This window comes from Streptomyces mabaensis, assembly GCF_053763515.1.
The window spans coordinates 1-20764 of sequence record NZ_JBSOPZ010000041.1 but is presented as its reverse complement, the minus strand read 5'-3'; the positions used below and the strand labels follow the sequence as shown (position 1 = coordinate 20764).

Here is a 20764-nt window from a genome sequence, read left to right as displayed (position 1 = left end):
CCGGTATGAACGCAGACGGCCGTACCAGGCTCAACCAGACGCCGGAGTGGACCGCCTTGGGCAAGCACCGCGAGCAGTTGGGGGAGACCCATCTGCGTGAGCTGTTCGCGGCGGACCCGGAGCGCGGCACCGGGTACACCCTCCAGGTCGGTGACCTGCACATCGACTACTCCAAGAACCTGGTGACCGACGAGACGCTCACGCTGCTGCGCGAACTGGCCGCGGCGACCGGCGTGGCGGAGCTGCGGGACGCGATGTTCCGGGGCGAGAAGATCAACACCACCGAGGACCGCGCCGCCCTGCACACCGCGCTGCGGGCGCCGCGCGACGCGGTGATCGAGGTGGACGGGGAGAACGTCGTACCGGCGGTGCACGCCGTGCTGGACAAGATGGCCGGCTTCGCGGACCAGGTCCGCTCCGGCGCGTGGACCGGGCACACCGGAAAGCCCATCAGGACCGTGGTCAACATCGGCATCGGCGGCTCGGACCTCGGCCCCGCCATGGCCTACGAGGTGCTGCGCTCCTTCTCCGCCCGCGAGCTGGCCTTCCGCTTCGTCTCGAACGTCGACGGGGCCGATCTCCACGAGGCGGTACGGGACTTGGACCCGGCCGAGACGCTGTTCATCATCGCGTCCAAGACCTTCACCACCATCGAGACCATCACCAACGCCACTTCGGCGCGCGAGTGGCTGCTCGGCGGGCTGGGCGGCGACCGGGCGGCGGTCGCCAAGCACTTCGTGGCGCTGTCCACCAACGACGAGAAGGTCGCCGACTTCGGTATCGACACGGCGAACATGTTCGAGTTCTGGGACTGGGTCGGCGGCCGTTACTCGTACGACTCGGCCATCGGGCTCTCGCTGATGATCGCCATCGGCCCGGACCGCTTCCGCGACATGCTGGACGGATTCCACCTGGTCGACGAGCACTTCCGCACCGCCCCGCCGGAGGCCAACGTGCCGCTGCTGCTGGGTCTGCTGGGCGTCTGGTACGGCGACTTCCACGATGCCCAGTCGCACGCCGTGCTGCCGTACAGTCACTACCTCTCCAAGTTCACCGCGTATCTGCAGCAGCTGGACATGGAGTCGAACGGCAAGTCGGTGGACCGTGACGGCAATCCGGTGGACTGGCAGACCGGACCGGTCGTGTGGGGCACCCCCGGCACCAACGGCCAGCACGCGTACTACCAGTTGATCCACCAGGGCACGAAGCTCATCCCGGCGGACTTCATCGGGTTCGCGGAGCCGGTCGCCGAGCTCAGCTCGGGCCTGGCGGCCCAGCACGACCTGCTGATGGCGAACTTCTTCGCCCAGACGCAGGCGCTGGCGTTCGGCAAGACCCCCGACGAGGTACGCGCGGAAGGCGTCGCGGAGGACCTCGTCCCGCACAAGACGTTCCGCGGCAACCACCCGACGACCACGATCCTGGCCAAGGAGCTCACGCCCTCGGTGCTCGGCCAGTTGGTCGCGCTCTACGAGCACAAGGTGTTCGTCCAGGGCGCCATCTGGAACATCGACTCCTTCGACCAGTGGGGCGTCGAGCTGGGCAAGGTCCTGGCCAAGCGACTGGAGCCGGCCCTGTCGGGGGCGGCGGAGGTCCCGGGCCTGGACGAGTCCACGAAGGCGCTGGTGGCTACGTATCGGGAGCTGCGCGGCCGTTAAATGCCCACCACACGACGGCGGCCCCGCACCCACCCGGGTGCGGGGCCGCCGTCGGACGTTCACGCTCAGGCCGACGCGGGCGGGTACAGCTGGGGTGGCAGCTTCGCCGCCGCCGCGCGGTCCAGCAGCCAGAGCGTGCGGCTGCGGCCGTACGCGCCCGCCGCCGGCGCCTGGATCTCCCCGGCGCCGCCCAGTGCGATCGCCACCGCGCCCGCCTTGTCCTCGCCCGCCGCGAGCAGCCACACCTCACGGGCCGCGCGGATGGCGGGCAGGGTCAGCGAGATACGGGTGGGCGGCGGCTTGGGTGCGCCGTGCACACCCACGACCGTGCGCTCGGTCTCCCGTACGGCCGGCAGCTCGGGGAAGAGCGACGCGACATGGGTGTCCGGGCCTACGCCCAGCATCAGCACGTCGAAGGTCGGCACCGGACCGTGGTTCTCCGGTCCCGCCGCGGCGGCCAGCTCGTCCGCGTACGCCGCCGCGGCCGAGTCGGCGTCCGACCCGTACGGGCCGTCCGAGGCGGGCATGACATGCACCCGCGCCGGATCCACCCGGACCGAGTCCAGCAGCGCCGCCCGCGCCTGGGTGTGATTGCGCTCGGGGTCGTCGGCCGGCAGGAACCGTTCGTCCCCCCACCACAGGTCCAGGCGTGCCCAGTCCACCGCGTCCCGCGCGGGCGCCGCGGCCAGGGCCGCGAGCACCCCGTTGCCGTTGCGCCCACCGGTCAGGACGACGGACGCGGAGCCCCGCGCGGCCTGGGCGTCCACGATCTTCGTGATCAGCCGCGCCGCCGCGGCCTGAGCCATCAGATCCTTGTCGCGGTGCACGACGACCTGCGGGGTACTCACTTCGCGGCCACCTTCTTCGCCGCCGCCTTCTTCGCGGCCGCCTTCTTCGCCGGGGCGGGCTTTTCCGCGTCCGGCTCCGGGGCTTCGGCCGGGGCCTCGGACCCGGCGGCCGGCGCGGCGCCCTGGTGCAGCCGGTCCACCCCGAACTTCACGGCGGACTCATAGATGTTGTCCGGGTCGAGCCGGCGCAGCTCCTCCGCGAGCAGCTCGGCCGTCTCCCGCCGCTTGAGCGCCACCGCGCGGTCCGGCTGGCCGGGCATGCACAGCGTCGCCAGCGATCCGTCCGCCCGGTCCAGCACGATGTCGCCGTCCTTGGTCTCCAGGCGTACGGCCGTCAGACCCGGGCCGGACGACAGAACCCGGCGTACGGGCACCTGGAGCCGGTCCGCCAGCCACATCGCGAGCAGTTCGCAGCTCGGGTTCTCGTCCTCGCCCTCGACCAGCGCCGAAGCGATCTCCACGGACTGCTGGTCGAGCGCCGCCGCGAGCATGGACCGCCAGGGAGTGATCCGGGTCCAGGACAGGTCGGTGTCGCCCTGCGCGTACGCCTCCGCCCGCCGAGCGAGCGCGGCGAGCGGGTTCTCGGTGGCGTACGTGTCACTGATACGGCGCTGCGCGAGCGCGCCCAGCGGGTCCTTCGCCAGGTCCGCCGGGGCCCCCTCGGGCCACCAGACGACCACCGGGGCGTCGGGCAGCAGCAGCGGGAGAACCGCGGACTGCGCGTGGTTGACGAGGTCGCCGTAGAGCCGCAGTACCACCGTCTCGCCGGTGCCGGAGTCGGCGCCGACGCGCACTTCGGCGTCCAGGCGGGCGTCACGCCGGCTGCGCGGCGAGCGGCTGATCCGCCGGATCACGACGATGATCCGCGAGGGGTGCTCGTGGGAGGCGTCGTTGGCCGCCTTGAGGGCGTCGTACGCGTTCTCCTCGTCGGTGACGATGACGAGGGTGAGCACCATGCCGATGGCCGGCGTGCCGATGTCGCGGCGCGCCTGGACCAGTGCGCTGTTGATCTTGCTGGAGTTGGTGTCCGTGAGGTCGATCTTCATGGCCGGCGCCAGCTCCGTCCGTCTCGTGCGAGCATCTCGTCGGCCTCGACCGGCCCCCACGTCCCCGCCGGGTACTGCGCCGGCTTGCCGTGCGCGTCCCAGTACTGCTCGATCGGGTCGAGGATGTTCCAGGAGAGTTCGACCTCCTGGTGGCGCGGGAAGAGGTTCGCGTCGCCCAGCAGCACATCGAGGATGAGCCGCTCGTACGCCTCCGGGCTGGACTCGGTGAACGACTCGCCGTACGCGAAGTCCATCGTGACGTCCCGGACCTCCATCGAGGTGCCGGGCACCTTGGAGCCGAACCGCACGGTGACGCCCTCGTCCGGCTGGACCCGGATGACCAGGGCGTTCTGCCCCAGCTCCTCGGTCGCCCCCGACTCGAAGGGCAGGTACGGCGCGCGCTTGAAGACGACCGCGATCTCGGTCACGCGGCGGCCGAGGCGCTTGCCGGTGCGCAGATAGAACGGGACGCCCGCCCAGCGGCGGTTGTTGATCTCCAGCCTTATGGCCGCGTAGGTGTCGGTCTTCGACTTCGGGTCGATGCCGTCCTCTTCGAGGTACCCGACGACCTTCTCGCCGCCCTGCCAGGCGGCGCAGTACTGGCCGCGCACCGTGTGCTTGCCCAGGTCCTCCGGCAGCTGCACCGCCGTGAGCACCTTGAGCTTCTCGGCGACCAGCGCCTTGGGGTGGAAGGAGCCGGGCTCCTCCATCGCCGTCAGCGCGAGCAGCTGGAGCAGGTGGTTCTGGATGACGTCACGAGCGGCGCCGATGCCGTCGTAGTAACCGGCGCGGCCGCCGATGCCGATGTCCTCGGCCATCGTGATCTGGACATGGTCGACGTACGACCGGTTCCAGATCGGCTCGAACATCGTGTTGGCGAAGCGCAGCGCCAGGATGTTCTGGACGGTCTCCTTGCCCAGGTAGTGGTCGATCCGGAAGACCTCGTTGGGCGGGAAGACCTCGTGGACGATCTGGTTGAGCTCCTGCGCGCTCTCCAGGTTGTGTCCGAAGGGCTTCTCGATGACCGCCCGCCGCCAGCTGCCTTCCTTCTGGTCGGCCAGCCCGTGCTTCTTCAGCTGCTGGACGACCTTGGGGAAGAACTTGGGCGGTACGGAGAGGTAGAACGCGAAGTTGCCGCCAGTGCCCTGCGCCTTGTCGAGTTCCTCGATGGTCGACTTCAGCGTCTCGAACGCCGCGTCGTCGTCGAAGTCGCCCGGGACGAAGCGGCACCCCTGCACCAGCTGCTGCCAGACCTCCTCGCGGAAGGGCGTACGCGAGTGCTGCTTGACCGCGTCGTGCACCTCCTGGGCGAAGTCCTCGTCCTGCCACTCACGGCGGGCGAAGCCGATGAGCGAGAAGCCCGGCGGCAGCAGTCCGCGGTTGGCCAGGTCGTAGACGGCAGGCATCAACTTTTTACGTGACAAATCGCCCGTAACGCCAAAGATGACCAGGCCCGACGGCCCCGCGATGCGCGGGAGCCGTCGGTCCTGTGCGTCACGAAGCGGGTTCGCTCCGTTAACAGACAACGTGGTCAGCCCTCCGAAGGGGCGAGGCGCTTCAGCTCCGCCTCGGTCGACTTGAGCAGGTCCGTCCAGGACGTCGCGAACTTCTCGACGCCCTCGTCCTCCAGCAGCTGCACGACCTCGTCGTACGAGATGCCGAGCTTCTCGATGGCGTTGAGGTCGGCCCGGGCCTGCTCGTACGTGCCGCGCACCGTGTCACCGGTGATCCGGCCGTGGTCGGCGGTGGCGTCGAGGGTGGCCTCCGGCATGGTGTTCACCGTGCCCGGCGCGACCAGCTCGTCGACGTACAGGGTGTCCTTGTACGCCGGGTCCTTGACGCCGGTGGAGGCCCACAGCGGACGCTGCTTGTTGGCCTGCGCCTTGTCCAAGGCCGCCCAGCGGTCGCTCGAGAAGACTTCCTCGAACGCCTCGTACGCCAGCCGGGCGTTGGCCAGCGCCGCCTTGCCGCGGGCCTCCTTGGCCTCCGGCGTGCCCAGCGCGTCGAGCCGCTTGTCGATCTCGGTGTCCACGCGGGACACGAAGAAGGACGCCACCGAGTGGATCTTGGAGAGGTCCAGGCCCGCGGCCTTCGCCTTCTCCAGACCCGCCAGGTAGGCGTCCATGACCTTGCGGTAGCGCTCCAGCGAGAAGATCAGCGTGACGTTGACGCTGATGCCCCGGCCGATGGTCTCGGTGATCGCGGGCAGGCCCGCTTCGGTCGCCGGGATCTTGATGAGCGTGTTGGGCCGGTCCACCAGCCACGCGAGCTGCTTGGCCTCGGCGACGGTCGCGTGGGTGTTGTGCGCCAGGCGCGGGTCCACCTCGATGGAGACCCGGCCGTCCTGGCCCTGGGTCGCGTCGAACACCGGGCGCAGGATGTCGGCGGCGTCGCGGACGTCCGCCGTGGTGATCATGCGTACGGCCTCCTCCACCGTCACCCGGCGGACAGCGAGGTCGGCGAGCTGCTGCTCGTAACCGTCACCGCTGCTGATCGCCTTCTGGAAGATCGACGGGTTGGTGGTGACACCCACGACGTGCTGCTGGTCGATCAGTTCGGCGAGATTGCCGGACGTGATCCGCTTGCGCGACAGGTCGTCCAGCCAGATCGCGACGCCTTCGTCGGAGAGGCGCTTGAGTGCGTCTGTCATGAGAGTTGCATCTCCTACTTGTCGTGTACGGCGTCAGCGTGCTGTGGCGGCCAGCGATTCCCGGGCGGCGGCGGCCACGTGCTCGGCGGTGAAGCCGAACTCGCGGAACAGCACCTTCCCGTCCGCCGAGGCACCGAAGTGCTCCAGCGAGACGATCCGGCCGGCGTCGCCCACGTAGCGGTGCCAGGTCAGACCGATACCGGCCTCCACCGCCACCCGCGCCTTCACAGACGGCGGCAGCACCGAGTCCCGGTACCCCTGGTCCTGCTCCTCGAACCACTCCACGCACGGCATCGAGACAACCCGCGTCGGCACACCCGCGGCCTGGAGCTGCTCGCGCGCCTCGACGGCGAGCTGCACCTCGGAGCCGGTACCGATGAGGACGACCTCCGCGTCGCCGCCTTCGGCGTCGAAGAGGACGTAACCGCCCTTGGCCGCGTCCTCGTTGGGCTCATAGGTCGGCACGCCCTGCCGGGTCAGCGCCAGACCGTGCGGGGCGCCCTTGCCGAACACCTTGGTCCAGCGGCGCAGGATCTCCCGCCAGGCGATCGCCGTCTCATTCGCGTCCGCCGGGCGGACGATGTTCAGACCCGGGATCGCGCGGAGCGAGGCGATGTGCTCCACCGGCTGGTGGGTGGGGCCGTCCTCGCCGAGGCCGATCGAGTCGTGCGTCCACACGTAGGTGACCGGCAGGTGCATCAGCGCGGACAGCCGCACGGCGTTGCGCATGTAGTCGGAGAACACCAGGAACGTGCCGCCGTAGATGCGGGTGTTGCCGTGCAGCGCGATGCCGTTCATCTCCGCGGCCATGGAGTGCTCGCGGATGCCGTAGTGGATCGTGCGGCCGTACGGGTCGGCCTCCGGCAGCGGGTTGCCGGCCGGCAGGAACGACGAGTGCTTGTCGATCGTGGTGTTGTTCGAGCCCGCCAGGTCGGCCGAGCCGCCCCACAGCTCCGGGATGACCGCACCGAGCGCGTGCAGCACCTTGCCGGAGGCCGCGCGGGTGGCGACGCTCTTGCCGGTCTCGAAGACGGGGAGCTTCTCCTCCCAGCCCGTGGGCAGCTCGCCCGCGGCGATGCGGTCGAACTCGGCCGCCCGCTCCGGGCTGGCCGTGCGCCAGGCGGCGAAGGTCTTCTCCCACTCGCCACGCACCTCACGGCCCCGGTCGAGCGCCGCACGGGTGTGCGCGATGACCTCCTCGGACACCTCGAAGGTCTGCTCGGGGTCGAAGCCCATGACCCTCTTCGTCGCCGCGACCTCGTCCTCGCCGAGCGCCGAGCCGTGCGCCGCCTCGGTGTTCTGGGCGTGCGGGGCCGGCCAGGCGATGATCGAGCGGGCCGCGATGAACGACGGGCGGTCGGTCTCGGCCTGAGCCGCCTTCAACGCCTCGTACAGGCCCTGAGGGTCGAGGTCACCGTTCGCCAGCTGCTCGACGCGCTGGACGTGCCAGCCGTACGCCTCGTACCGCTTGAGGGTGTCCTCCGAGACCGCGGTCTCGGTGTCACCCTCGATGGAGATGTGGTTGTCGTCCCACAAAAGGACCAGGTTGCCCAGCTTCTGGTGCCCGGCCAGCGAGGACGCCTCGGCCGAGATGCCCTCCTGGAGGCAGCCGTCACCGGCGATACACCAGATGGTGTGGTCGAACGGCGAAGTGCCCGCAGCCGCGTCCGGGTCGAACAAGCCACGCTCGTAACGGGCGGCCATCGCCATGCCCACCGCGTTGGCCACGCCCTGGCCCAGCGGACCGGTCGTCGTCTCGACGCCCACCGTGTGGCCGTACTCCGGGTGACCGGGGGTCTTCGAGCCCCAGGTGCGGAACGCCTTCAGGTCGTCCAGCTCCAGGCCGTAACCGGCCAGGTAGAGCTGGATGTACAGCGTGAGGCTCGTGTGACCCGCGGAGAGGACGAACCGGTCCCGGCCGGTCCAGTCGGCATCCGCCGGGTCGTGCCGCATCAGCTTCTGGAACAGGACATAGGCAGCGGGCGCGAGGCTCATGGCCGTACCGGGGTGGCCGTTGCCGACCTTCTGTACGGAATCCATGGCCAGGACACGGACGGTATCAACGGCCCGCTGGTCCAGATCGGTCCACTCGAGGTCTGTGGTGGTCGGCTTGGTGCTCACCCTGGGTCAGGGCTCCTCTCCACATGTCGTATCCCGGTGACGACGGATGCACCGGGCGTTGTCGAGCCTACCCCCGCCGCAACGCGCATCTTTTCGAGTACAGGCAGTTGATCCGGTACGTGGTTGATCCGGTACTGCCAGGGTGCCGTCACCGCGGGGACTTCGCCTCTTCAGGCACGTAATACGCGCGTCGCGGGCCCGACGCTCAACACGACCCACCCCGGCGCAGAGCGGTGTCCGGGCAACGTCTAGAGTGGCGTGGTACGCGCAAGTTTTTACCGGGCCTTCACGTCCGGAACTTGCTGGGAGTCTTTCGTCAGGGGTGTACGTGACGGCCGTCGAATCCCGTCCAGCGGGTGGGGGCACCTCCCACGCCCGTAGGGCTGTGGGGGAGCTCGGGACGAGCCCCGGCCACCGGCCGTCCGGGGCCCGGGTCAAGGCTTTCGTGGCACTGACCAAGCCGCGGATCATCGAACTGCTGCTCATCACCACCGTACCGGTGATGTTCCTGGCCGAGCAGGGCGTGCCCGACCTGTGGCTCGTGCTGGCCACCTGCGTCGGCGGGTACCTCTCCGCGGGCGGCGCCAACGCGCTGAACATGTACATCGACCGCGACATCGACGCGCTGATGGACCGAACTTCGCAGCGGCCGCTCGTCACCGGCATGGTCAGTCCGCGGGAGGGCCTGGTCTTCGGCATCGTCCTCGCCGTCGTCTCCACCCTGTGGTTCGGACTGCTCGTCAACTGGCTGTCCGCCGCGCTCGCGCTCGGCGCGCTGCTCTTCTACGTCGTCGTGTACACGATGGTGCTCAAGCGGCGCACGGCTCAGAACATCGTCTGGGGCGGCATCGCCGGCTGTATGCCGGTGCTGATCGGCTGGTCCGCCGTCACGAACTCGGTGTCGTGGGCCGCCGTCATCCTCTTCCTCGTCATCTTCTTCTGGACGCCGCCGCACTACTGGCCGCTGTCGATGAAGGTGAAGGAGGACTACGCCCGGGTGGGCGTGCCGATGCTGCCGGTCGTCGCCTCCAACACGGTGGTGGCCCGCCAGATCGTCCTCTACAGCTGGGTGATGGTCGGCGTCTCGCTGCTGCTGACCCCGCTGGGCTACACCGGCTGGTTCTACACCTCTGTGGCGCTGGTCACCGGTGGCTGGTGGCTCTGGGAGGCGCACGCGCTGCAGTCGCGCGCCAAGGGCGGCGCGACGGGCGCCAAGCTCAAGGAGATGCGGCTGTTCCACTGGTCGATCACCTATGTGTCGCTGCTCTTCGTCGCCGTCGCGGTGGACCCCTTCCTGCGGTAGGCACCGGCCGGCAGTAGGCACGGGCCTTACTCGTGAGTAGCATGCGACTCATGGCAGAAACCAAGGCTGAAGAGACCGCCCCCGACGCCCGCGCCGAGCGCAGGGCGGCGAAGCTCGCCAAGCAGATCGGTGCCTTCTCCAAGGCGCACGGCGGCGCCGAGGGGCAGCTCGCGTACATCGGGCAGATGGGCACCCGCATCGTCCTCGTCGGCGCCGACGGCGGCTGGGGCGACCTCGTGGCCCCGAGCCACGCCATCGCCGCACAGGCCGCCGAGAAGGCCGGACTGACCCTTCACGAGTCGTTCGACGGCGAGTTCGCGGCGAAGGTGCGCACCGGTCCGTACGAGTGGACGCGCATGGCGGGGCTGCAGCTGGGCGGTCCGAGCAACAGCGCGAGCAACACCTGACGCGGTGCTCACCCGTTAGGAGGGGTGGAAGCACGTCCTCCCTCCGGGGGACCCCCTCGTCCACAACGGGATGCCCGGATGATCGAAACGCCGTCCCTGGTGGACCAGTACTGCCACGGGGTGCTCCGTACGGAGCTGGGCCTCGGCACCTTCGAGGCGTATCTCGGCAGGGCCGAGGGGCCACCGGCCCCCGGCACCACCTTCTTCGACACCCAGACCGGCTTCGCCGTGCGCCGCTGGTGCCCGCCGCTGCTGGGGCTGGAGCCGCACTGCCCGCCGGCGCACTACCTCGCGCGCCGCAGGGAGCTGGGCGTCATCGAGTCCGGCAGGCGGCTGCTGCGCGGCACCGGGATCGCCACCTATCTGGTGGACACCGGGCTGCCCGGCGACCTGACCGGCCCGGGCGAGCTGGCCGTGGCGGGCGCCGCCGAGGCGCATGAGATCGTCCGGCTCGAACTGCTGGCCGAGCAGGTGGCCGACACCTCCGGCACCGTCGAGTCGTTCCTCGCCAATCTCGCGGAGGCGGTGCACGGGGCGGCCGCCTCGGCCGTCGCCTTCACCTCGGTCGCCGGGATCGGGTACGGACTGGCGTACGCCCCCGAACCTCCGGGGCCCGGCGAGGTGCGCGGCGCCGCGGGACGCTGGCTGGCCCGGCGCCCGGCCGGAGGAAGGCTCACCGACCCCGTCCTGCTCAGACATCTGCTGTGGATCGCGGTCTCCTCGGGGCTGCCGCTGCAACTGCACGCGGGGGCGGGCGACCCCAGGCTGCGCATCGACCGTACCGACCCGACCCTGCTCACCGACTTCGTCCGGGCCACCGGCGGGCTGGGCACCGATCTGGTGCTGCTGCACGGCTATCCGTACCACCGCCACGCCGCCCATCTGGCCGGCGCTTTTCCGCATGTGTACGCCGATCTGGGGCCGGCCCTCGCGCACACCGGGGCGAGGGCCGCGGCCGTACTCGCGGAGATCCTGGAACTGGCGCCCTTCGGCAAGCTGCTGTTCTCCAGCGGCGGGCGCGGCCTGCCGGAGCTCCATGTGGTGGGGGCGCGGGTGTTCCGGGAGGCGATGGCGCGGGTGCTCGGCGGCTGGGTCGCCGACGGGGCGTGGTCCCGCAGGGACGCGGAACGGGTCGCCGCCATGATCGCGGCGGGCAATGCCCGCCGCGTGTACGGCCTCGACGCGGGCCAGGCGGGGTGAGGGGGCAGTCCCTAGACCGCGGCCGACAGGGCCTGGTCGTGCTGGGCGGGGATGCCGGCTGCCGTGTGCGGGCGCTCCCGCAGACTCAGCGCGACCCGCAGCACCGCGATCCACACCAGGCAGGAGCCGAGCATGTGGGCAGCGACCAGGACCTCGGGAAGCTCGGTGAAGAACTGCACGTACCCGATGACCCCCTGGGCCAGCAGCACCAGCAGCAGATCCCTGGCCCGCGCCCTGGTGTCCAGCGGCGCGTCCACCACGCGCAGCACCAGCCACATCCCGAGGGCCAGCGCGCACACGACCCAGGCGGCGATGGCGTGCACATGGGCGACGCCCGCCCAGTCGAACCCCATCCGCGGGACGTCGCTGCTGTCGCCGGCGTGCGGACCGGAGCCGGTCACCACCGTGCCCGCCGCGATCAGGACCACGGACGCGGCGATCAGGGCCCAGGACAGCTTGCGCACCGGGCGCGGGACCCGCGGACGCGCGGTGCCATCACCCTCGCGGGTGCGCTGCCAGGTGATCGTGGTGACGGTGATCAGCGAGGTGGCGAGCAGGAAGTGCCCCGCGACGGTCCACGGGTTGAGGCCCGCCATGACGGTGATGCCGCCGAGGACGGCGTTGCCCATGACGATCCAGAACTGGGCCCAGCCCAGCCGCGTCAGGCCACGCCGCCAGGGCTTGGTCGAACGGGCGGCGATGATCGCCCAGCCGACCGCCGCGCACAGTACGTACGTCAGCATCCGGTTGCCGAACTCGATCGCGCCGTGCACGCCCTGCTCGGGCGTCGCGATGAGGCTGTCGTCCGTGCACTTGGGCCAGGTGTCGCAGCCGAGACCGGATCCGGTCAGCCGGACCGCGCCGCCGGTGACGACGATGACGACGCTCATCACGAGGGCGGCGAGCGCGGCGCGCTGGAGGGTCCGGGGTGACGGAGTCCAGCGCCGGGCGATAAGGGCGAGGGGGGTCAACACGGGCTCCATCGTAGGCGGAGCGCTTGTGCACCGATTCACGAGGGGCTGCTCCCACGCGAGGGGTTACTCCCAGCGGAAGAACTTCGCCGCCGCGCCCAGCCCCAGTACCGCCCACACCGCGAGAATCCCGAGGTCGGCCCACGGCATCCCGGCGCCGTGCTGGAGTACGTCGCGCAGGCCGTCCGAGAGCGCCGAGATCGGCAGCAGGCCGAGTACCGAGGCCACCGCGTCCGGGAACTTCTCCAGCGGCACGATCACCCCGCCGCCGACCAGTAGCAGCAGGAAGACCAGGTTGGCCGCGGCCAGGGTCGCCTCGGCCTTCAGCGTGCCGGCCATCAGCAGGCCGAGGCCCGAGAAGGCCGCCGTACCGAGGACGAGCAGGAGCACCACGGCGGCCGGACCGCCCTGGGGGGACCAGCCCAGAGCGAACGCGATCACCGTCAGCAGCGCGATCTGGAGCACCTCGGTGACCAGTACGGACAGGGTCTTGGCGGTCATCAGGGCCCAGCGGGGGAGCGGCGAGGCGCCCAGCCGCTTCAGCACCCCGTAGCGGCGCTCGAAGCCGGTCGCGATGGCCTGCCCGGTGAACGCGGTGGACATCACGGCGAGCGCGAGGACGCCGGGCGTCAGGAAGTCGACGGCCCTGCCCGCTCCGGTGTCGACGATGTCGACCGTGGCGAAGAGCACCAGCAGCAGGGTCGGGATGACCACGGTCAGCAGCAGCTGCTCGCCGTTGCGCAGCAGCATCCGGGTCTCCAGGGCGGTCTGCGCCGCGATCATCCGGGGCAGCGGCGCCGCCCCCGGCTTCGGCGTGAACGTACCGGCGCTCATCCGCGCAGCTCCTTACCGGTCAGTTCAAGGAAGACGTCTTCGAGTGTGTGCCGCTCCACCGAGATGCCGTCCGGCATGACGCCGTGCTGGGCGCACCAGGTGGTCACCGTCGCCAGCAGCTGCGGGCCGACGTTGCCCGTGATTCGGTACGCGCCGGGCGTCAGCTCGGCCGCCGCGGTCCCGTCGGGCAGGGCCTTGAGGAGGGCCGCCAGGTCCAGACCGGGCCGCCCGGTGAAGCGCAGGGTGTTCTCCGCGCCGCCGCGGCACAGCTCCTCGGGGCTGCCCTGGGCGATCACCCGGCCGGCGTCGATGATCGCGACATCGTCCGCGAGCTGCTCGGCCTCGTCCATGAAGTGGGTGGTGAGGACGACGCTGACGCCGTCGGTGCGCAGTTCGCGTACGAGGGCCCAGGTGGCCCGGCGGGCCTGCGGGTCCAGGCCCGCGGTCGGCTCGTCGAGGAAGACCAGCTCGGGACGGCCGACCACGGCCATCGCAAGGGCGAGCCGCTGTTGCTGGCCGCCGGAGAGCCTGCGGTACGTCGTACGGCCGCAGCTGCCGAGCCCGAGCCGCTCGATGAGCGCGTCCACGTCCAGCGGGTGGGCGTGCAGCTTGGCCATGTGCCGCAGCATCTCGTCGGCGCGGGCGCCCGAGTACACCCCGCCGGACTGGAGCATCACGCCGATCCGGGGGCGCAGCGCCGAGGCGTCCGCGACCGGGTCCAGGCCGAGGACCCGTACGGTGCCGTCATCCGGACGGCGGTAGCCCTCGCAGGTTTCGACGGTGGTGGTTTTGCCGGCGCCGTTGGGTCCGAGGACGGCCGTGACCGCACCCGCCCGGACGTCCAGGTCGAGGCCGTCCACCGCGGTCTTCTTTCCGTACCGTTTGACCAGGCCACGGACCTGGACCGGGGCGGGCTCGATTCGCATACGGGCGAGTCTAGAGAGCGGCCGTGGGACCCCGGCCCCTGGGGCCGATTAGGTAACCCTTAGTGACCGAGGCCACCCGAGGCCGCCACCCACAGCGCTTGTCGCGGCTCGGGGAATTACGCAACAATGGTGTTGTGAAATACGTCGGCGAGGCCCATGAGGAGCTCGCGACCGGTGAGCGGTCCACCCGCAACCGAGTCGCGCGGTCCATCCTGGACCACGGTCCCTCGACCGTGGCGGACCTCGCCAAGCGGCTCGGCCTCACCCAGGCGGCCGTACGCCGCCACCTCGACGCGCTCGTCGGTGACGACGTGGTCGAGGCCCGGGAGCAGCGGGTGTACGGAGCGCGGACCCGTGGCCGTCCGGCCAAGGTCTTCGCGCTCACCGACTGCGGCCGGGACGCCTTCGACCAGTCGTACGACAAGCTGGCCGTCGACGCCATGCGCTGGATCTCCGACGCCGCGGGCGGCGGGGAGCGGGGAGAAGCGGCGGTCGCCGCCTTCGCCCGCGCCCGGCTGGCCGCACAGGCCGAGACCTATCGGGAGGCCGTCGAGACGGCCGCTCCCGAGGGCCGTACCGAGGCACTCGCGAGGGCGTTGACCGCGGACGGGTACGCTGCTACAGCGCGCAGCGCACCGGTCGGCGAACAGCTCTGCCAGCACCACTGCCCGGTCGCCCATGTTGCCGAGCAGTTCCCGCAGCTGTGCGAGGCGGAGACCGAGGTCTTCTCCCAGCTGCTCGGGACCCATGTGCAGCGTCTGGCCACCATCGCCCACGGCGACGGAGTGTGCACGACGTTCGTTCCCCGCAGCGGGACTCCGCACAGCGGACCACAGACCACCACCACAGCATCTGCAAGCACGGCCGGGAGGAACCCCGCATGACTCTCCCCACGGAGACTGCCCACCCTGAGCTCGAAGGCCTGGGCACGTACGAATACGGCTGGGCCGACTCCGACGTAGCCGGCTCCTCGGCGAAGCGCGGCCTCTCCGAGGAGGTCGTCCGCGACATCTCGGCGAAGAAGTCCGAGCCGGAGTGGATGCTGAAGCTGCGGCTGAAGGGTCTGCGCCTGTTCGACAAGAAGCCCATGCCGAACTGGGGCTCCGACCTGTCGGGCATCGACTTCGACAACATCAAGTACTTCGTGCGCTCCACCGAGAAGCAGGCCGCTTCGTGGGAGGACCTGCCCGAGGACATCAAGAACACGTACGACAAGCTCGGCATCCCCGAGGCGGAGAAGCAGCGCCTCGTCGCCGGTGTCGCGGCCCAGTACGAGTCCGAGGTCGTCTACCACCAGATCCGCGAGGACCTGGAGGAGCAGGGCGTCATCTTCCTCGACACGGACACCGCGCTGAAGGAGCACCCGGAGCTCTTCCAGGAGTACTTCGGCACGGTCATCCCGGTCGGCGACAACAAGTTCGCGTCGCTGAACACGGCGGTGTGGTCCGGCGGATCGTTCATCTACGTGCCGAAGGGCGTGCACGTCGACATCCCGCTGCAGGCCTACTTCCGTATCAACACGGAGAACATGGGCCAGTTCGAGCGGACGCTGATCATCGTCGACGAGGACGCCTACGTCCACTACGTCGAGGGCTGCACCGCTCCGATCTACTCCTCGGACTCGCTGCACAGCGCCGTGGTCGAGATCATCGTGAAGAAGGGCGGCCGCTGCCGCTACACGACCATCCAGAACTGGTCGAACAACGTCTACAACCTGGTCACCAAGCGCGCCGTGGCGTACGAGGGCGCGACCATGGAGTGGGTCGACGGCAACATCGGCTCCAAGGTCACGATGAAGTACCCCGCCGTCTACCTGATGGGCGAGCACGCCAAGGGCGAGACCCTGTCCATCGCCTTCGCGGGCGAGGGCCAGCACCAGGACGCCGGCGCCAAGATGGTCCACATGGCCCCGAACACCTCGTCCAACATCGTCTCCAAGTCGGTGGCGCGAGGCGGCGGCCGTACCTCGTACCGCGGTCTGATCGAGATCGGCGAGGGCGCTCCGGGCGCGAAGTCCAACGTGCTCTGCGACGCTCTGCTGGTCGACACGATCTCCCGTTCGGACACCTACCCGTACGTGGACGTCCGCGAGGACGACGTGTCCATGGGCCACGAGGCCACCGTCTCCAAGGTCTCCGACGACCAGCTCTTCTACCTGATGAGCCGCGGTATGACGGAGTTCGAGGCCATGGCCATGATCGTGCGCGGCTTTGTCGAGCCGATCGCGCGTGAGCTGCCCATGGAGTACGCGCTGGAGCTCAACCGGCTGATCGAGCTGCAGATGGAGGGTTCGGTCGGATAACGCCCGACCGTTCCCCCGCAGCGACTGATTTCGACGTTTCGACGTAGAGAGAGAGCACGACGACAGCCATGGCTGAGGCTCAGAACATTCCGGCGGGTTCCACCACCGCCGGGTCCATCGCGGTGGCCGCCGAGTCCACCGTCGCCACCCGTATGAGTGCGCCCCCGTCCTTCGACGTGGCGGACTTCCCGGTACCGCACGGCCGCGAGGAGGAGTGGCGGTTCACCCCGCTGGACCGCCTCCGCGGTCTGCACGACGGCACCGCCGAGGCCGGTGGCGTCCTCACCGTCGAGGTGACCGCCCCCGAGGGCGTCACCGTCGAGACGGTGGACCGCGGCGACGCGCGGCTCGGCAGGGCCGGCACCCCGGTGGACCGGGTCGCCGCCCAGGCCTACTCCTCCTTCGAGAAGGCCTCGGTCGTCTCGGTGCCCAAGGAGACCGTCCTCGCCGAGCCGATCCGGATCGCGGTGCACGGTGAGGGCGGTACCGCCTTCGGCCACCAGGTCGTGGAGCTGGGTGCCTTCGCCGAGGCTGTCGTCGTCATCGACCACACCGGTGACGCCGTGCTCGCCGCCAACGTGGACTACGTCCTCGGTGACGGCGCGAAGCTGACCGTCGTCTCCGTGCAGGACTGGGACGACAACGCCGTCCACGTCGCGCAGCACAACGCGCTCGTCGGCCGGGACGCGTCCTTCAAGTCGATCACCGTCACCTTCGGCGGCGACCTCGTCCGCATCCACCCGCGCGTGCAGTACGCGGGGCCGGGCGGCGAGGCCGAGCTCTTCGGCCTGTACTTCACCGACCAGGGCCAGCACCAGGAGCACCGCCTCCTGGTCGACCACAACGCGCCGCACTGCCGCTCCAACGTCGCCTTCAAGGGCGCGCTGCAGGGCCAGGACGCGCACGCGGTCTGGATCGGCGACGTGCTCATCCGCGTCATGGCCGAGGGCACCGACACGTACGAGCTCAACCGCAACCTCGTCCTCACCGACGGCGCGCGGGTCGACTCGGTCCCCAACCTGGAGATCGAGACCGGCGAGATCGTCGGGGCCGGCCACGCCTCCGCGACCGGCCGCTTCGACGACGAGCAGCTCTTCTACCTGCAGTCGCGCGGAATCCCGGCCGGCGAGGCCCGCCGGCTCGTGGTGCGCGGCTTCTTCGCCGAGCTGGTCCAGCAGATTGGTCTGCCGGACGTCGAGGAGCGTCTGATCGCCAAGATCGACGCCGAGCTGGAGGCGTCGGTCTGATGGCCTTCGTCAAGGCCTGTGCGCTGAGCGAGCTGGAGGACGACACCCCGAAGCGGGTGGAACTCGACGGCACGCCGGTCTCCGTCGTGCGCACCGAGGGCGAGGTGTACGCGATCAACGACATCTGCTCGCACGCGAACGTCTCCCTCTCGGAGGGCGAGGTGGAGGACTGCATGATCGAGTGCTGGCTGCACGGATCCAGCTTCGACCTCCGTACCGGCAAGCCGTCCGGCCTTCCCGCGACGCGCCCCGTCCCCGTGTACCCCGTAAAGATCGAAGGGGACGATGTGCTCGTCTCCGTCACCCAGGAGTCCTGAGGCACCCATGGCAACGCTTGAAATCAACGACCTGCACGTCTCCGTCGAAGCCGAGGGCGGTGCCCGCGAGATCCTCAAGGGCGTCGACCTGACCGTCAGGCAGGGCGAGACGCACGCCATCATGGGCCCGAACGGCTCCGGCAAGTCGACGCTCGCGTACTCGCTCGCCGGTCACCCGAAGTACACGATCACCGGCGGCACCGTCACCCTCGACGGCGAGGACGTCCTGGAGATGTCCGTCGACGAGCGCGCCCGCGCCGGCGTCTTCCTCGCCATGCAGTACCCGGTCGAGGTCCCCGGTGTCTCCGTCTCCAACTTCCTGCGTACGTCGGCGACGGCGATCCGCGGCGAGGCCCCCAAGCTGCGGCTGTGGGTCAAGGAGGTCAAGGAGGCCATGGAGCGCCTCAACATGGACCCCGCCTTCGCCGAGCGCAACGTCAACGAGGGCTTCTCCGGCGGCGAGAAGAAGCGCCACGAGATCCTCCAGCTCGAACTGCTCAAGCCGAGGATCGCGATCCTCGACGAGACGGACTCCGGTCTGGACGTCGACGCGCTGCGCATCGTCTCCGAGGGCGTCAACCGCGTCCGCGAGAGCGGCGAGGTCGGCACCATGCTGATCACGCACTACACGCGCATCCTGCGCTACATCAAGCCCGACTTCGTGCACGTGTTCGCGAACGGCCGCATCGCCGAGTCCGGCGGCGCCGAGCTCGCCGACAAGCTCGAGAACGAGGGCTACGAGTCCTACGTGAAGGGTGGCGCAACCGCGTGACACAGCTGCCGGGCCTCCTCGACACCGAAGCGATCCGCAAGGACTTCCCCCTGCTGGATCGTGTGGTCCACGATGGGAAGAAGATCGTTTATCTGGACAACGCGGCGACTTCGCAGAAACCGCGCCAGGTGCTCGACGCGCTGAACGGGTACTACGAGCGGCACAACGCCAACGTCCACCGGGGCGTGCACGTGCTTGCCGAGGAGGCCACGGCGCTGTACGAGGGCGCCCGCGACAAGGTCGCCGCCTTCATCAACGCCCCGAGCCGCGACGAGGTGATCTTCACCAAGAACGCCTCCGAGTCGCTCAACCTCGTGGCCAACATGCTCGGCTGGGCCGACGAGCCCTACCGGGTCGACCGCGAGACCGAGGTCGTCATCACGGAGATGGAGCACCACTCCAACATCGTGCCGTGGCAGCTGCTCGCGCAGCGCACGGGCGCGAAGCTGAAGTGGTTCGGCCTCACCGACGACGGCCGGCTCGACCTGTCCAACATCGACGAGGTCATCACCGAGAAGACGAAGATCGTCTCCTTCACGCTGGTCTCCAACATCATGGGCACGGTCAACCCGGTCGACGCGATCGTCCGGCGTGCGCAGGACGTCGGCGCCCTGGTGCTGCTCGACGCCTCGCAGGCCGCGCCGCACATGCCGCTGGACGTACAGGCGCTCGGCGCCGACTTCGTGGCCTTCACCGGTCACAAGATGTGCGGCCCGACCGGCATCGGCGTCCTGTGGGGCCGCCAGGAGCTGCTGGAGGACCTGCCTCCGTTCCTCGGCGGCGGCGAGATGATCGAGACGGTTTCGATGCACTCGTCGACGTACGCGCCCGCTCCGCACAAGTTCGAGGCCGGTACGCCCCCGATCGCCCAGGCCGTCGGCCTCGGCGCGGCCGTGGACTACCTCTCCTCGATCGGCATGGAGAACATCGCCGCCCACGAGCACGCGATCACCGAGTACGCGGTGAAGCGCCTGCTGGAGGTCCCCGACCTGCGGATCATCGGCCCCACCACGGCCGAGGACCGCGGCGCCGCGATCTCCTTCGTACTGGGCGACATCCACCCGCACGACGTGGGCCAGGTACTGGACGAGCAGGGCATCGCGGTCCGGGTCGGGCACCACTGCGCGCGGCCGGTCTGCCTGCGGTACGGAATTCCTGCGACCACGCGAGCGTCGTTCTACCTGTACTCCACGCCGGCCGAGGTCGACGCCTTGGTCGACGGGCTGGAGCACGTACGGAACTTCTTCGGCTAGGGGCTGGCACGTGAAGCTGGATTCGATGTACCAGGAAGTCATCCTGGACCACTACAAGCACCCGCACGGGCGGGGCTTGCGGGATGGCGACGCCGAGGTGCACCACGTCAACCCGACGTGCGGGGACGAGATCACGCTGCGCGTGAAGTACGACGGGACGCGCATCGCCGATGTGTCGTACGAGGGTCAGGGCTGCTCCATCAGCCAGGCCAGCGCCTCCGTGCTGAACGACCTGCTGGTCGGCAAGGAGCTGGCCGAGGCGCAGAAAATCCAGAGCACCTTTCTGGAGCTGATGCAGTCCAAGGGCAAGATCGAACCGGACGAGGCCATGGAGGAGGTACTGGAGGACGCGGTGGCGTTCGCCGGCGTCTCGAAGTACCCCGCCCGGGTGAAATGCGCGCTGCTGAGCTGGATGGCGTGGAAGGACGCGACGGCCCAGGCACTGGGCGAGGGCGCCGAGAGGAAGACGGCATGAGCGAGAACACTGTGACCACGAAGCCCGCCTCCGAGGACGAGGTCCGTGAGGCGCTGTACGACGTCGTCGACCCCGAGCTGGGCATCGACGTCGTCAACCTCGGCCTGATCTACGGCATCCACATCGACGACTCCAACGTCGCCACCCTCGACATGACGCTGACGTCCGCGGCCTGTCCGCTGACCGACGTCATCGAGGACCAGGCGAAGTCGGCGACCGAGGGCATCGTCAACGAACTGAAGATCAACTGGGTCTGGATGCCGCCGTGGGGCCCGGACAAGATCACGGACGACGGCCGTGAGCAGCTGCGCGCGCTCGGCTTCAACGTCTGAGCACAGCGGTACTCGTACGTACGAGAGCGGGGGGGGGGGGGGGGGGGGGGGGGGGGGGGGGGGGGGGGGGGGGGGGGGGGGGGGGGGGGGGGGGGGGGGGGG

General features: G+C 69.8%; 20 protein-coding genes. 12 read left to right on the top strand and 8 right to left on the bottom strand.

All coding sequences use genetic code 11. The features are described from left to right. The first annotated feature begins 5 nt into the window (after positions 1 to 5). Positions 6 to 1658: a glucose-6-phosphate isomerase gene (pgi, locus tag ACWV17_RS28885; RefSeq protein WP_455361969.1), complete on the top strand. Its 1653-nt coding sequence runs from the start codon at positions 6 to 8 to the stop codon at positions 1656 to 1658. Positions 1659 to 1723: 65 nt separating this feature from the next. Here pgi and pgl read toward each other — a convergent pair whose 3' ends face one another. The 5 genes from pgl to tkt are packed head-to-tail and all read right to left on the bottom strand — an operon-like array spanning position 1724 to position 8323. Continuing rightward, entirely contained in the window at positions 1724 to 2506 is a 783-nt protein-coding gene (gene pgl / locus ACWV17_RS28880) for a 6-phosphogluconolactonase (protein ID WP_455361968.1), read from the bottom strand. Beyond that, entirely contained in the window at positions 2503 to 3552 is a 1050-nt protein-coding gene (opcA, locus tag ACWV17_RS28875) for a glucose-6-phosphate dehydrogenase assembly protein OpcA (protein WP_455361967.1), read from the bottom strand. The genes pgl and opcA overlap by 4 nt, the downstream gene beginning before the upstream one ends. Further along, positions 3549 to 5078: a glucose-6-phosphate dehydrogenase gene (zwf, locus tag ACWV17_RS28870; protein ID WP_455354239.1), complete on the bottom strand. Its 1530-nt coding sequence runs from the start codon at positions 5076 to 5078 to the stop codon at positions 3549 to 3551. The genes opcA and zwf overlap by 4 nt, the downstream gene beginning before the upstream one ends. Before the next feature lie 5 nt (positions 5079 to 5083). Continuing rightward, on the bottom strand, positions 5084 to 6202 hold the full coding sequence (tal, locus tag ACWV17_RS28865; protein WP_455361966.1) for a transaldolase: 1119 nt from the start codon (positions 6200 to 6202) through the stop codon (positions 5084 to 5086). A 33-nt stretch (positions 6203 to 6235) separates the two neighbouring features. Continuing rightward, positions 6236 to 8323 (bottom strand): transketolase, encoded by a 2088-nt coding sequence (gene tkt / locus ACWV17_RS28860; RefSeq protein WP_455361965.1) that lies wholly within the window; start codon positions 8321 to 8323, stop codon positions 6236 to 6238. A 328-nt stretch (positions 8324 to 8651) separates the two neighbouring features. Between tkt and ACWV17_RS28855 the strand changes: the two genes are divergently transcribed. From ACWV17_RS28855 to ACWV17_RS28845, 3 genes are all read left to right on the top strand, one after another. Further along, on the top strand, positions 8652 to 9626 hold the full coding sequence (locus tag ACWV17_RS28855; protein WP_455354236.1) for a heme o synthase: 975 nt from the start codon (positions 8652 to 8654) through the stop codon (positions 9624 to 9626). Between the two features lie 50 nt (positions 9627 to 9676). Then, positions 9677 to 10033 (top strand): hypothetical protein, encoded by a 357-nt coding sequence (locus ACWV17_RS28850; protein ID WP_455354235.1) that lies wholly within the window; start codon positions 9677 to 9679, stop codon positions 10031 to 10033. A gap of 78 nt (positions 10034 to 10111) precedes the next feature. Further along, positions 10112 to 11233, top strand: a complete 1122-nt coding sequence (locus tag ACWV17_RS28845; protein ID WP_455361964.1) for an amidohydrolase family protein — start codon at positions 10112 to 10114, stop codon at positions 11231 to 11233. Between the two features lie 11 nt (positions 11234 to 11244). On the opposite strand, the gene ACWV17_RS28840 is transcribed toward ACWV17_RS28845, so the two are convergent. From ACWV17_RS28840 to ACWV17_RS28830, 3 genes are read right to left on the bottom strand one after another with little or no spacing between them, the layout of a single operon-like run. Further along, the gene (locus ACWV17_RS28840; protein WP_455361963.1) at positions 11245 to 12216 is read right to left on the bottom strand and encodes a COX15/CtaA family protein; all 972 of its coding nucleotides are present in this window, start codon (positions 12214 to 12216) and stop codon (positions 11245 to 11247) included. Positions 12217 to 12270: 54 nt separating this feature from the next. Then, entirely contained in the window at positions 12271 to 13038 is a 768-nt protein-coding gene (locus ACWV17_RS28835) for an ABC transporter permease (RefSeq protein WP_455361962.1), read from the bottom strand. Beyond that, positions 13035 to 13964 (bottom strand): ABC transporter ATP-binding protein, encoded by a 930-nt coding sequence (locus ACWV17_RS28830; protein WP_455354231.1) that lies wholly within the window; start codon positions 13962 to 13964, stop codon positions 13035 to 13037. Before ACWV17_RS28830 ends, ACWV17_RS28835 begins: the two co-directional genes overlap by 4 nt. 134 nt (positions 13965 to 14098) lie before the next feature. On the opposite strand from ACWV17_RS28830, the gene ACWV17_RS28825 reads away from it, so the two are divergent. The 8 genes from ACWV17_RS28825 (at position 14099) to ACWV17_RS28790 (ending at position 20662) form a co-directional block, all read left to right on the top strand. Then, the gene (locus ACWV17_RS28825) at positions 14099 to 14848 is read left to right on the top strand and encodes a helix-turn-helix transcriptional regulator (protein WP_455361961.1); all 750 of its coding nucleotides are present in this window, start codon (positions 14099 to 14101) and stop codon (positions 14846 to 14848) included. Next, positions 14845 to 16266: a Fe-S cluster assembly protein SufB gene (gene sufB / locus ACWV17_RS28820; protein WP_455361960.1), complete on the top strand. Its 1422-nt coding sequence runs from the start codon at positions 14845 to 14847 to the stop codon at positions 16264 to 16266. The genes ACWV17_RS28825 and sufB overlap by 4 nt, the downstream gene beginning before the upstream one ends. Before the next feature lie 68 nt (positions 16267 to 16334). Continuing rightward, on the top strand, positions 16335 to 17513 hold the full coding sequence (sufD, locus tag ACWV17_RS28815; protein ID WP_455354228.1) for a Fe-S cluster assembly protein SufD: 1179 nt from the start codon (positions 16335 to 16337) through the stop codon (positions 17511 to 17513). Then, on the top strand, positions 17513 to 17830 hold the full coding sequence (locus ACWV17_RS28810) for a bifunctional 3-phenylpropionate/cinnamic acid dioxygenase ferredoxin subunit (protein WP_028813879.1): 318 nt from the start codon (positions 17513 to 17515) through the stop codon (positions 17828 to 17830). Before sufD ends, ACWV17_RS28810 begins: the two co-directional genes overlap by 1 nt. Positions 17831 to 17837: 7 nt before the next feature. Next, the gene (sufC, locus tag ACWV17_RS28805) at positions 17838 to 18602 is read left to right on the top strand and encodes a Fe-S cluster assembly ATPase SufC (protein WP_455354227.1); all 765 of its coding nucleotides are present in this window, start codon (positions 17838 to 17840) and stop codon (positions 18600 to 18602) included. Further along, positions 18599 to 19855 carry a cysteine desulfurase gene (locus tag ACWV17_RS28800; protein WP_455354226.1) on the top strand — a complete coding sequence of 419 codons (1257 nt, stop codon included), beginning with the start codon at positions 18599 to 18601 and terminating at the stop codon, positions 19853 to 19855. Before sufC ends, ACWV17_RS28800 begins: the two co-directional genes overlap by 4 nt. 10 nt (positions 19856 to 19865) lie before the next feature. Next, positions 19866 to 20330: a Fe-S cluster assembly sulfur transfer protein SufU gene (sufU, locus tag ACWV17_RS28795; protein WP_455354225.1), complete on the top strand. Its 465-nt coding sequence runs from the start codon at positions 19866 to 19868 to the stop codon at positions 20328 to 20330. Beyond that, entirely contained in the window at positions 20327 to 20662 is a 336-nt protein-coding gene (locus tag ACWV17_RS28790) for a metal-sulfur cluster assembly factor (RefSeq protein ID WP_455354224.1), read from the top strand. The genes sufU and ACWV17_RS28790 overlap by 4 nt, the downstream gene beginning before the upstream one ends. Positions 20663 to 20764: the final 102 nt, after the last annotated feature.